General features: G+C 30.1%; 12 protein-coding genes and 1 CRISPR repeat array. All 12 genes read left to right on the forward strand.

Going from position 1 to position 12,729, the window contains the following annotated elements; all coding sequences use genetic code 11:
• Positions 1-268 precede the first annotated feature (268 nt).
• The 12 genes from cas9 (at position 269) to thrB (ending at position 12,720) form a co-directional block, all read left to right on the forward strand.
• Positions 269-3,244, forward strand: a complete 2,976-nt coding sequence (gene cas9 / locus B6S12_RS01985; RefSeq protein ID WP_111229145.1) for a type II CRISPR RNA-guided endonuclease Cas9 — start codon at positions 269-271, stop codon at positions 3,242-3,244.
• A gap of 1 nt (position 3,245) precedes the next feature.
• Positions 3,246-4,154, forward strand: a complete 909-nt coding sequence (cas1, locus tag B6S12_RS01990; protein WP_111229146.1) for a type II CRISPR-associated endonuclease Cas1 — start codon at positions 3,246-3,248, stop codon at positions 4,152-4,154.
• Complete coding sequence (gene cas2 / locus B6S12_RS01995) at positions 4,147-4,587, forward strand: CRISPR-associated endonuclease Cas2 (RefSeq protein ID WP_111229147.1); 441 nt, start codon at positions 4,147-4,149, stop codon at positions 4,585-4,587. Before cas1 ends, cas2 begins: the two co-directional genes overlap by 8 nt.
• Positions 4,588-4,765: 178 nt before the next feature.
• Positions 4,766-5,329: direct repeats of the CRISPR family, unit length 36 nt; unit sequence ATCGTAGCATAAAGTAATTTAATAAGGGACTAAAAC.
• Between the two features lie 141 nt (positions 5,330-5,470).
• Positions 5,471-5,884: a hypothetical protein gene (locus B6S12_RS02000; protein WP_111229176.1), complete on the forward strand. Its 414-nt coding sequence runs from the start codon at positions 5,471-5,473 to the stop codon at positions 5,882-5,884.
• 18 nt (positions 5,885-5,902) lie between these two features.
• Complete coding sequence (gene mnmA, locus B6S12_RS02005) at positions 5,903-6,937, forward strand: tRNA 2-thiouridine(34) synthase MnmA (RefSeq protein WP_111229148.1); 1,035 nt, start codon at positions 5,903-5,905, stop codon at positions 6,935-6,937.
• A gap of 225 nt (positions 6,938-7,162) precedes the next feature.
• Positions 7,163-7,999 (forward strand): universal stress protein, encoded by an 837-nt coding sequence (locus B6S12_RS02010; protein WP_111229149.1) that lies wholly within the window; start codon positions 7,163-7,165, stop codon positions 7,997-7,999.
• A 53-nt stretch (positions 8,000-8,052) separates the two neighbouring features.
• Positions 8,053-9,273 (forward strand): ComEC/Rec2 family competence protein, encoded by a 1,221-nt coding sequence (locus B6S12_RS02015; RefSeq protein WP_245892474.1) that lies wholly within the window; start codon positions 8,053-8,055, stop codon positions 9,271-9,273.
• Between the two features lie 51 nt (positions 9,274-9,324).
• On the forward strand, positions 9,325-9,867 hold the full coding sequence (locus tag B6S12_RS02020) for a DUF502 domain-containing protein (protein ID WP_111229178.1): 543 nt from the start codon (positions 9,325-9,327) through the stop codon (positions 9,865-9,867).
• Positions 9,867-10,715 (forward strand): menaquinone biosynthesis prenyltransferase MqnP, encoded by an 849-nt coding sequence (gene mqnP, locus B6S12_RS02025; RefSeq protein ID WP_111229150.1) that lies wholly within the window; start codon positions 9,867-9,869, stop codon positions 10,713-10,715. Before B6S12_RS02020 ends, mqnP begins: the two co-directional genes overlap by 1 nt.
• Before the next feature lie 9 nt (positions 10,716-10,724).
• Positions 10,725-11,276 carry a hypothetical protein gene (locus tag B6S12_RS02030; RefSeq protein ID WP_111229151.1) on the forward strand — a complete coding sequence of 184 codons (552 nt, stop codon included), beginning with the start codon at positions 10,725-10,727 and terminating at the stop codon, positions 11,274-11,276.
• Position 11,277: 1 nt separating this feature from the next.
• On the forward strand, positions 11,278-11,817 hold the full coding sequence (locus B6S12_RS02035) for a DUF6115 domain-containing protein (protein WP_245892476.1): 540 nt from the start codon (positions 11,278-11,280) through the stop codon (positions 11,815-11,817).
• A gap of 9 nt (positions 11,818-11,826) precedes the next feature.
• Positions 11,827-12,720: a homoserine kinase gene (gene thrB / locus B6S12_RS02040; RefSeq protein ID WP_111229152.1), complete on the forward strand. Its 894-nt coding sequence runs from the start codon at positions 11,827-11,829 to the stop codon at positions 12,718-12,720.
• Positions 12,721-12,729: the final 9 nt, after the last annotated feature.

Raw genomic sequence — 12,729 nt, forward strand, 5'->3', positions numbered from 1 at the left:
AATTTAACAAGGGACTAAAACCATTCCTTACTACCTACTAAATCTTTGCTTATTGTAGTATAAAGTAATTTAATAAGGGACTAAAACGCTGCCCCATTAGTAATTGTCACATTTACGATTGTAGCATAAAGTAATTTAGATTAATTTGTGTAAAAAAGTAAAATTATAAGGTAAAATGGCATTTTGGAATGAAAATTACCCCTTGTTTTATATAATCAATAAAAGTTATGTATAATTATTAAGCTTAAATATAAAAAGGATTGATGGAATGAAAATTTTGGGTTTTGATATAGGGGTTAGTTCTATTGGGTGGGCTTTTGTAGAGGATAATAAGTTGCAAGATTGTGGGGTTAGAATCTTTACTCAAGCAGAAAATCCTAAAAATAAAGAATCGCTAGCATTACCAAGACGCAATGCAAGAAGCACTAGACGCAGATTAAACAGAAGAAGCGCAAGAATGAGAGCTATGAAACATATTCTATCTAATGAATTTGGATTAAAATATGAAGATTATATTGCAGAAGATGGAGTATTGCCCAAAGCCTTTAAAGGAAAATTAATAAGTCCCTACGAATTGCGTTATAAGGCAATAAATGAAGCTTTAAGTAAAGAGGAATTAGCAAGAGTAATTTTACACATTACAAAGCATAGAGGTTATATTGCTAAAAACTCTAAAAATACAAATATAAATGAAAAAGGTAAAATCTTAAAAGCCTTAAAAGAAAATGGAGAAAAATTAAAAAATTATAGAAGTGTGGGGGAGTATTTTTACAAGGAATTTTTTCAAAACACACAGGGAAATTTCAAAAAGGTTCGCAATACAACTAGTAGCTATGAAAATTGTGTTTTAGCAAGTGATTTGGAAGAAGAGTTGAAACTTATTTTTAAAAAACAAAATGAGTTTGGTATGAAACTCTCTAAGAAATTTATAGACAATGTTATTAATATAGCCTTTTTTCAGCGTCCTTTAAAAGATTTTTCACAAAGTGTTGGAGTTTGCACATTTTTTGAAAATGAGAAAAGGGCGCCTAAAAATTCTTATAGTGCTTGGGAGTTTGTTGCTTTAAGTAAGATTGTTAATGAATTTTATTCTATTAAAAATAATTATGGAATAATTTTTAATAAAGAAGTGCTTTTAGAAGTATTAAATCATATTTTAAAAAAGGGAAATATTACTTACGCTAAATTAAGGCAGATTATTAAATTAGAGGATGGCGTATCTTTTAAATCTTTAAAATACGATAAAGACAATGCAGAAAGCAAGAAATTTGTAGAATTTAAAAAGCTAAGTGAATTTAATAAGGCTTTGGGAGAACATTCTTTAACAAGGGAAATTTTAGATGAAATTTCCAAAGATATTACTTTAATGAAAGACGAAAGTAAATTGAAAGAAAAATTGCAAAATTATCCTTTAACTCAAGCTCAACTTGAAGCTTTGGTGCAACTTGATTTTAAAGAACATATTAATCTTAGCTTTAAGGCTTTAAACTTAATTGTCCCTCTAATGAAAGAATTAAAAAGATATGATGAAGCATGTCTTGAGCTTGGATTAAAGAAAAAAGAAAATACAATACAACATAAATTATTGCCCCCATTTTGTGAAACTCTTTATGCGGAAGAAATTAATAATCCTGTAGTTTTGCGAGTTATTAAGGAATATAGAAAAGTATTAAATGCTTTAATAAAAAAATATGGTTTGGTGCATAAGATTCATATAGAGTTTGCTAGGGAAGTTGGGGTTAGCAAGGAGATAAGAAATAAAATAGAAAAAGAACAACAAGAAAATGCTGAACTTAATAAATGGGCTGAAGAACAATGCGTAAAATTAGAAATAAAATCAAGTTCTAAAAATAAATTAAAATTAAAACTATGGAAAGAGCAAAAAGAATTTTGTGCTTATAGTGGCAAAAAAATTACTCTTAAAGATTTGCAAGATGAAAAGGCTTTAGAAATAGATCATATTTATCCTTATTCAAGGAGCTTTGATGATTCTTATAATAATAAAGTTTTAGTTTTTATTAAAGAAAATCAAGAAAAGGGCAATAAAACCCCTTTTGAAGCTTTTGGGAGTAATAAAGCAAAATGGGAAGCTATCAAAAGTGCTTCTTCTATACTTCCTTTTAAAAAACGCCAAAAAATTTTAGATGAAAAATTTATAGATAAAGTGCAAAAGGATTTTATTGCTAGAAATTTAAATGATACTAGATATGCAACCACTCTTATAAGTAAATATACCAAAGAATATTTGGAGTTTTTACCTCTGCAAGAAGGGGAAAACAAGCAAAGTGGAGATAGAGGCAGTAAAATACATGTGCAAGCAACCAATGGAACACTTACTGCGACCTTAAGACATTTTTTGGGATTTGGTTCAAAGAATAGAAAGGGGCATTTACATCATGGGCTTGATGCTGTGATTATTGCTTATTGCACAAACTCAATGATTCAAGCATTTTCACAATTTAAAAAAGAGCAAGAACTTTTAAAATTAAAGATGTTGGCAAACAAAATAGATAAAGAGCAATATAAAATAAAGCAAAAGTTTTTTGATCCTTTTGAAAAAGGGTTTAGAGATGAAATATTGTCTAAAGTTAATGCAATTTTTGTTTCTAAGCCACCAAGAAAGAAAACAAGAGGTGCTTTGCATGAAGAAACTTTTTGTGCTAAAGAAAAATTTCTTAAGCTTTATGGGGGAGAAGAGGGGCTTAAAAAGGCATTAGAATATGGCAAAGTTAGAAAAATTGGAGAAAATAAATATGTAAGCAATGGGGATATGATTAGGGTAGATATTTTTAAGCATAAAAAGAGCAATAAATTTTATGGAGTGCCTATTTATACAATGGATTTTGCTTTAGGGGTTCTTCCAAATAGGGCAGTTGTGAGTGGTAAAAAAGATGGAATTATTAAAGATTGGTTGGAAATGGACGAAAATTTTGAGTTTTGTTTTTCTTTGTATAAAGATGATTTATTACTTTTAAAAAAGAAGGGAATGCAAGAAGTTGAATTTGTCTATTATGTGAGTTTTAATGTCAGTTCAGTATCAATAAGGATAGCAAAACATGATAATCAAAGTGAAAACTTGAGTGATAATCAAAAACAATTATTTACAAAACTTGAAAAAGATAAGGTAGAGACAGAAGGGATTGGCATACAAAATTTAGAAGTTTTTGAAAAATATATTGTGAGTCCTTTAGGAGAAAAATTTAAAGCACAATTTGCACCGCGTGAAATGATGAAAAAGAAATAAAATGGGATTTGATGAAGCTTTTAAAAGTGTTTTGATTGTAAATGAAGCAAAGCTTAATCTATATTCCAATCATCTTGTAGTCAGACAAGAAGAATTTGAAGCAAAAATTTATTTAAAAGATATTAATTTTATTATCTTAGAATCTATGCAAATAAATCTCACATCAAATTTGCTGAGTGCTTTAGCAAAAAATAAAATCATTCTCTTAACCTGTGATGAAACCCATTGTATAAATGGTGTATTTTCTCCTTATCTTGGGCATTTTCAAAGTGCCAAAATTACTAAAATGCAAATTGCTGTGAGGGAGCAGACTAAGGCTATTTTATGGCAAAAAATCATTAAAAACAAAATCAATAATCAAGCTTATGTTTTAGAAAATGCTAATAAGATTAGAGAAGCTAAGCAATTAAGAAAGCTTGCTAAAGAAGTTTTATTGAATGATAAAAGTAATATAGAGGCAACTGCAGCGGCTTTATATTTTAAAACCTTATTTGGTATAGGTTTTTCTAGGGATAGTTTGTGTTTGGAGAATTCTGCTCTTAATTATGGATATGCAATTGTTAGAGCTTGCATTATAAGAGCGGTTTGTATAAGTGGTTTGCTTCCTTGGAGTGGTATAAAACATGATAATGTTTATAATGCCTTTAGTTTATGTGATGATTTAATAGAGCCTTTTAGACCCATCGTTGATTTGAGTGTTTTAAGAAGAATGGAGTTTGAAAAAACAAAAGAGATTTGTGTGATATTAAATAAAGATTTCAAAAGAAACCTTATTAATAATTTGCAAAGGGAAGTTAGGATTAATGGTAAGGATTATCCACTTAATCGTGCAATTAATCAATATGTGCAGAATTTCAAGAATGCTTTATTTAATAAAGAAGAATTACGAGTGGTAGAATTTAATGATTGAAGACAAGTTTATGCGCGTTCTTTTAATGTTTGATATGCCAACTGTAACAAAACAAGAACAAAAATATGCTAACAAATTTAGAAAGAATCTGATTAAACTTGGGTATTTTATGCTTCAATTTAGTGTGTATATGCGGATTACAAAAGGTATTGAATCTGCTAAAAATTCTATTGAGGCGGTAAAAAGAGAATTGCCTCCTTTTGGAAATATTAGAGCATTAATTGTTACAGAAAAGCAATTTGATAATATGCAATTACTTTTGGGCAATACAAGTTTTAATGAGGATATAAATCAGGATAAAAATTTGGCTTTATTTTGTATTGATAATAAAGGGGATTATCAATACAAACAAGATAAATATGGTAAAGATAAACCAAAAGAAACACAAAATAGAAAAGATAAATTTAAGCAACCAAAATTATTTGAATTTTAATGAAAGTCTTCTAAGGATTTATATTGCGGTTTTAGGGAATTGTAATCCCGCGGAGTCCCGCAAACTCCTTATTTTAGTCCCTTGTTGAATTACTTTAAAAGATATTAGCATATTTTTTGGTATTTTTTACTTAAATACCCTCACAAACCCTCTTAAATACTTGTTTTTTTAAGAATCTATTGTAGCATAAAGTAATTTAACAAGGGACTAAAACAAAGCAGCCTCATTCTCAGCCTCTTTAATTATTGTAGCATAAAGTAATTTAACAAGGGACTAAAACCGCCTCTCTGCCAATAACGATACACGCCCAATCGTAGCATAAAGTAATTTAATAAGGGACTAAAACAATACCTGTAAGATTGTTTTTAAGCTTTTTATCGTAGCATAAAGTAATTTAATAAGGGACTAAAACGTTTCTTCGTTTTGCCTCTTCTGCTAAAAAATCGTAGCATAAAGTAATTTAATAAGGGACTAAAACGCTAAGGAATAAATTTTAGGTTGCGAGAAAATCGTAGCATAAAGTAATTTAATAAGGGACTAAAACAATTCAAATGTTGTTAATTGTTTAAAATTTATCGTAGCATAAAGTAATTTAATAAGGGACTAAAACGCAATGCTATCATCTATCTCTTTTTGTTCTATTGTAGCATAAAGTAATTTAACAAGGGACTAAAACCAAAAAGACTTTGATTTAAGTGTGGATTTAATTGTAGCATAAAGTAATTTAATAAATTGCTAAAATTTAAATATGTCTTATTGGGTTTAATCACTAAAAAGAGTTTGCCAAAGCTAAGAGAATAATTTTTTGGCATAAAGCAACTATATTGGCAAATATTGGCTTTTATTATTGTTTGGTTTTTATTTTTTGGATAAAATTTGCTTTATGGATAAAGTAATGTTGGATTTTATTGCAAGAAATCATCTTCTTTCTTTAAGTATGGTTGAATCTAGCTTGGAAGTGTATTGCGTGAGTGCATATTATGCCTTTTATGAAGAGAATTTAAGCCTTGTATTTAAAAGTGATAGTAGCACAAAGCATATTGCTCTTTTAGGGCAAAATCCAAATGCAGGGGTGATTATCGCACAAGATTCTAAAAATCTCTTAAAGATTGAGGGGTTGCAAATCAAAGCTTTATTCCAAAAAGCCTCCGAAGATGAAAAAAAGGCTTATTATTCTAGTTTTCCTTTTGCTAAAGCAATCAAGGGAGATGTGTATGCACTTCATATTCTATGGGCAAAATATACGAGCAACAAGCTTGTATCTAAAAATAAAATGATCTTTATAAAAGACAGATAAATTTTTAAGGAAAATCAAATGAAAAAAGTTTTGTTATTAATGAGTGGTGGTGTGGATTCTAGTTATTGTGCTTATCTTTTGCAAAAGCAAGGATATAGTGTGCATGGAGTGTATTTGAAACTGCATGATAAAGAAGAAAAACATAATTATTATATTAAAAATATTGAACAATGTGCCAAACATTTAAATATCCCTTATGAAATTGTAGATGAAAGGGAGCTTTTTAAAACGGCTGTATATGATTATTTTGTGGAATCTTATAAAAATGGCTTGACACCAAATCCATGTGCTATGTGTAATCCTTATGTGAAATTTGGTATTGCATTTAGATTGGCAGATAAGATAGGTGCAGAATATGTAGCAACAGGGCATTATGCACAAGTAAAAGATGGGAAAATCGCACAAGGAGCAGATAGCAGTAAAGATCAAAGCTATTTTTTATTTGGGGTGAAAAGCGAATGGGTAAAACGCATTATTTTTCCACTAGGAGATAAAATTAAACAAGAAATCAAACCTATCGCATTAAAAGAGCTTCCATGGCTTGGAAATTTAGAAACTTATAAAGACTCTCAAGAGATTTGTTTTGTGGAAAATAGTTATTTAGATGTGCTTAAAAAGCATTATGCCATAGAAAAAGAGGGGGAGGTTTTAGATCTTGAAGGCAAAGTAGTAGGGAAGCATAAAGGCTATATGCAATACACCATAGGTAAAAGAAAAGGTTTTAGTGTAAGTGGTGCGTTAAGTCCGCATTATGTTGTTAGAATTAATCCTAAAGAAAATACAATAGTTGTAGGAGATAAGGAGGATCTAGCGGTATGGAATGTATGGGCTAAAAATTTTTCTTTGCCACAAGATTGCGAGGGAAAAGAGATAGAATGCGAGGTTAAAATCCGCTACAAAAGCCACAAAACAAAAGCAACCATTAAATTAGAAGGGGAGATTTTACAAGCAAAACTTAAAGAACCTGCCTATGGGGTAGCACTAGGACAAGCACTTGTAGTGTATGAGGGGGATAAGGTTTTAGGAGGAGGGTTTATTACTAGAAGTTTTTAAAGTCCTTTAGGAAAAGGGTATTTGGGGGTTAAAATAGAATAATTGTCATAATGCTAATTTGAAAGAAATATAACAAATAAGATGGGTTTAAAAAATTTAAGCAAAAGTATGGGTAATTTTTAATAAAATAAAACTTAAAAGAGTTAAGTATTTAGAAATTTTAAGTTTTATTAGCCTCTTGATTGTATAATCTAAACCATATACAGTATTAAGAAGGAGGAGAATGTGAAAGATAAAATTGTAGTAGCTACGGATTTTTCTGAAGCAAGTATGGTGGCTTTGGGTAAGGCGATTTACCTTAGTAAAAAATTAAAATGCACTCTTGATATAGTGCATGTTGTGGAATATTCTCTTTTTAGAGATAGTAAAAAAGACAAAAAAGCAGGCAAAGAAGCATTGATGCGATTTGTATCTAAAAATTATCCTAATCCCGAGATAGAAATTAATCAATTTTGCTATGTTGGCACTATTCAAAAAGAACTCTCAAAGCATATAGAAGAAAGTGATGCAAAACTTCTTTGTATAGGTGCAAGGGGTGAAAATCAAAATTTAAGTGATATTCTTTTGGGTTCTGTGGCTAGAAAGATTATTAGAAAATCTAGTATTCCTGTGCTTGTTGTAAAAAATGAATCTTTATCAGATTATGCTAATATCTTTTCTCCAACAGATTTTAGTGATAATTCTTTGGCACTTGCTAAGATGAGTAGAAAAATATTTGTGGGTGCTAAATTTATTTTTTATCATTTAATAGCGCGTCCTTTTGAAATTAGATTAGGGCATTATGGAGCAAATGATGAGGAGATTTCTAAATATAATCGTTCTTTAGAAGAAAAGGCTAAAGCACAATCTAAAAAGTTCTTGAATGCTTTTAGTAATAAAACTTCTAAGGCTGAAATGGTTTTAGATAGCGGGATACTTTCTTATACACGCACTCTTAGTGTAGCAAACAATCAAAATGCTTCTTTAATTGCTTTGCCAACCACAGGAAAAGTAAGCTTTTTTGCGTTAGATATTGTAGAAAATTCTTCTTTAGATGTTTTGGTATGGAGATTTAACACTTAATCTTGTCTTCTCTTTTCTTGTTTTCTAATCTTAAGCAGAGATTTTATTTTTTAGTGCTACTACTTTTTATAGGCAGTGGCACTTTAGGCTTTAAATATTATTCATACAATCTTTTAAAAACTCAAAATAACCCACAAATAAACGCACAAGTTTTGTTGCATTATTATAAGAATAATGCAAAGGGACAAAGTTATAGTGTTTTAAAATTAAAAAGTGATTTTGGGGTATTTTATACCACTTCTAAAGAAGATTTGAAAAATCTCCAAAATAGAGAGATAAAGCTTAATGTAATTTTTAAAAAAGTCAGTTTTTATGAATATCTAAAAGGTTTTTATGCGCCTAGTTTTAACATAATTTTGCTTCCATATTCTAAAAATTTTTTAAGAGAATTTATTTTAAAAGCACACAAAGAAAAGATAATGGGGGAGTTTTATGCCACGCTTTTTTTAGCTGATTCTTTGCCAAAACCATGGAGAGATTTAGCACAAAGTTATGGTATTTCACATCTCTTTGCTATTTCAGGGTTTCATATAGGTATCTTAAGCGGAGTTTTGTTTTTTGTGTTAGGATTTTTCTATACTCCTTTACAAAAAAGATTTTTTCCTTTTAGGAATCGCCATTATGATATTGGATTTTTAGTGGTTTTAGTGCTTTTGGGTTATTATTTTGTGCTTGGGGTTTCTCCCTCATATCTTAGGGCACTTGCTATGGCAATGGTAGTTTTTTTCTTGTTTTTTAGAGGAGTGGAACTTTTAAAAATAGAAATGCTTTTTTGGTGTGTTTTGGTGCTTTTAGCATTTTTTCCACAACTTATTTTTTCGGTTGGATTTTATTTTTCAAGCTTAGGAGTTCTTTATATTTATATTTTTATAAAATTCCATAAAGTTCCAAAAAATCGTATGGGTAAAATAAAATATGGCATTTTTTTAAATTTAAGTATCTTTTTTCTTATGGGGATTGTAGTGTATTATTTTTTCCCTTATTTCTCTCCGCTTTCTTTACATGGAGTCTGGATTACTTTAGTATTTAGTTTGTATTACCCTTTAAGTTTATTGTTGCATTTTATAGGTTTTGGAGATATTTTGGATTCTTTATTGCTTTATTGGCTGTCTTTTCCCACTAAAATTATTCTTTTAGAACCTAGTTTTTGGCTATTTGTTTTATGTAATCTTTTAAGTTTATTGGCAATCTTTTTTAGGATTTGTTTTTATGGGCTAATAGGACTTAATTTTGCCTATTATTGTTATGGAATGTATTGTTATTTTGTTTTTTAGTGAAAATGCGTTAAAATGCCACATTTAAAGCATAAAAATAGAGGATACGCTGTGAATAATTTTATATCTAAAATTAGCAAAGGCATTTTTGCGATTTTACCCTTTTTGTTGTTGTTTTGGATTTTTTCTTTTGTCTATCGCTTTTTTGAGACAATTTTTTATTCCATTTTTGGCATTACAAATTCTAATTTGTTTGTAACACTTTTAATTTTGGCTCTATCACTTTGGCTATTGTATTATATAGGGCATTTAGTGGATAAAAATAAAGAATTTTTGCTTATCCGTTTTACTGAATTTGTGATTGCAAAAATTCCCGTAGTAAAAAGCATTTATTCAGGTATCAAAGAGGTGTTAAAAATCTTTTCAGGCAAAAATAAAGAAGGGTATTTGGGGGTTGCTTATGTAAAAGTTGGAGAAATGGAGTTAATAGGCTTTATTACAAAAGAAGAAGAAGAGCATTATTCTGTTTTTATTCCTACAACTCCTAATCCAACTTCAGGCTTTATTGTGAGAATGAGAAAAGAAAATGTGGTTTTTTCGGATTTATCTGTATCAGATGGGTTTAAGAAAATTATCTCACTTGGGGTGAAATAATGCTAAAAAAAATTAAAGATTTTAGTGAATTAGTAGTTTTTAGTCATAGTATTTTTTCTATGCCTTTTATTTTTATAGCAATGGTGAGTGCGGCAGGGGGCTGGTTTGGTTGGAAACTTTTAGCCTTTGGGGTAATTGCTACTATGAGTGCGAGAAATTTTGCTATGGCGTTTAACCGCTATGCTGATAGAAAAATAGATAGCACTAATGCAAGAACTAAAAATCGTCCTAGTGTAGATGGGCGTATTTCCCCCTTTGCAATATTGGTTTTTGTGGCAGTGAATGCAGTAATATTTGTGTTTATGGGATATTTGATTAACCCTTTGTGTTTTTATTTATCCTTTCCTATTTTATGTATCTTGGCACTTTATTCTTTAATGAAGAGATTTTCTTATTTAGCTCATTTAGTGCTTGGATTATCTTTGGGATTAGCACCTATTGCAGGAGTGGCTGCAGTTTTAGGGGAAGTGCCTTTATGGGCGGTTTATTTGTGCATAGGAGTGCTTTTTTGGGTAGCAGGATTTGATTTGCTTTATTCGCTTCAAGATATAGAGCATGATAGATCTGAAAAGCTTTATTCTATTCCAAGTGTTTTTGGAGTGCAAAAAACTTTATGGATTTCTAGGATTTTTCATATTTTGACAATTATATTTTGGGGACTTTTTATTAAAGAAGCAAATTTAGGCTTATTTATGTGGATAGGGCTTGTGGTTTCTAGTGTAGCGCTAGCTTATGAGCAGTATTTAGTGTCTAAAAACTTTTTAAATATTCCTAGAGCATTTTTTAATGTTAATGGATATTTGGGAATTGTATTTTTTGGATTTTGTATTTTAGATGTAATATTTTAAAGAGAAGATATGGAAAATTTTGTAAAAAGCCGTTTAGTAGAAACTTATTTAAATATAGAATATGAAGAAGCAAACAAAAATTCAGAGGAATTTGCAAGAGAATTTAATGCCTTAACTCAAAGTGATGAAGATCCAATAGGTGAGTGGTTAAGGCTAACAAAGGCTAAAAAAGGAAATTTAGAAAGCGATAATGTAGTGATTTTAGAGTTATTAGTAGAGATTTATCGCAAGATTGAAACTTTAGAGCAAACAATAAAATCTGTGCAAAAAGAATATATTTCTCTTGCTAATAAAGGTTTGGTGAAAACCTTAGGACATAGTTGTTTTGCACTGGATAAGCATAAGCTAGAAGAAAATACATTATATTATGGTAGAATAGAGTTGCCAACATTTCCAAAGCGGATTATTCCATTGTATTTTACATACCATTCTAATTTGGCATGGGTTGGTAATATCCATAGTCGTGATGAGGTAGAGTGGGATAGTTATGTGGCTTCTAAAGAGAGAGCATTAATCCGCTCTATTAGACAAAGTCAAAAAGAAGAAAATAAGGAGGGGTAGTTTGGAAGAGCAGTCATTATTATTGTATGCAGGAATTGGGGTTATTGCATTTTGTTTGCTGTTGGTGGGATATATCTATTTAAGAGATGGTGAAAACACAAAAAAATTAAAGCGTTTTGAAAAGTCTATAGAAGAATTAAACAAAGAAGTTTATCGTCTCCAAAAGCGTTTTAAAGAGACGCAAAACGAGCTAGAAAACTTTAAACAAGACTTTAAAGGGCAAATTTATAAAGATATGCATTTGGAGATAAAAAATACTATTGATACTAATCTCTTTGCTCAAATTACCCCCATTAAAAACAAAATGGAAACTTTACAATCACAAATCCAAAAAACAAGCGAGGGCTTGGAAAATAAGATGTTGGGATTAGAAGAAAGATTGAAAGAATTTGTTTATACGCCAAGCAATCCTACAAATATAGATGAGAATAGAATAATTTCTATGTTTAAAGATGGTTGGAGTGTGGATTCTATTGCCAAGGAATTAAGAATTGGAAAGGGTGAAGTAGAATTTACCCTAAAATTTGCAAATTTAAATTAAAGGGAGATTATGCGGTTTCGTGTTCCTGCTACGAGTGCAAACTTAGGACCAGGTTTTGATACTTTGGGATTGGCTTTGGGCTTATATAATTATTTTTTAATAAAACCCTCTAAAATTAATTCTATTCATGTGATAGGGGAGGGATCTAGAAATCCAAAATTGCGTGTAGATAATGTGTTTGTAAGAATTTTTAGCGAACAGCTTTTTAAATTGAGTGGCGAGAAGCGTTGTTTTAAATTTACTTTTGAAAATTCTATCCCTATTTCTAGGGGTTTAGGAAGTAGTTCAGCTGTGATTATTGGTGCAATTAGTGCAGCTTTTAAAGCTAGTAATACTCCTATTGATAAACAAAGAATTTTAGATTTAGCTTTAGAATATGAGAGTCATCCAGATAATATTACACCAGCTTGTAATGGGGGATTTAATGTATGTATGTTGCATGATAATAAAGTAAAGTTTTTAAATAAAAGAATCCCTAAGCATCTAAAAGCAGTAGTGGTAATTCCTAACCAATCCATCTCTACACATCTTTCCCGTAAGACCCTGCCTAAAAAATATAGCCAAAAAGATGCTGTGTTTAATCTGTCTCATTCTTCATTTTTATCCGCTGCGTTTTTTGAAGAGCGTTGGGATTTACTAAGGGAAGCGAGTATGGATAGGTTTCATCAATTTTTTAGAATGAAGCAAATTCCACTTTTGTTTGAAGTGCAAAAAACAGCTTTAAGAAATGGAGCACTTATGAGCACACTTTCAGGTTCGGGTTCTACATTTTTTAGTCTTTGTTACAGTGATGATAGCACAAGGATTCAAGAAGCACTGCAGAATAAATTTCAAAAATTAAAGGTATTAAAACTTGATTTTGATAATTTTGGGGTGCTTTTTGAGGATGAATTTAAGTTCTAGTTTGTTATA

The sequence above is a fragment of the Helicobacter valdiviensis genome (assembly GCF_003245365.1).
In the GTDB taxonomy this organism is placed as follows: Bacteria; Campylobacterota; Campylobacteria; order Campylobacterales; family Helicobacteraceae; genus Helicobacter_D; species Helicobacter_D valdiviensis.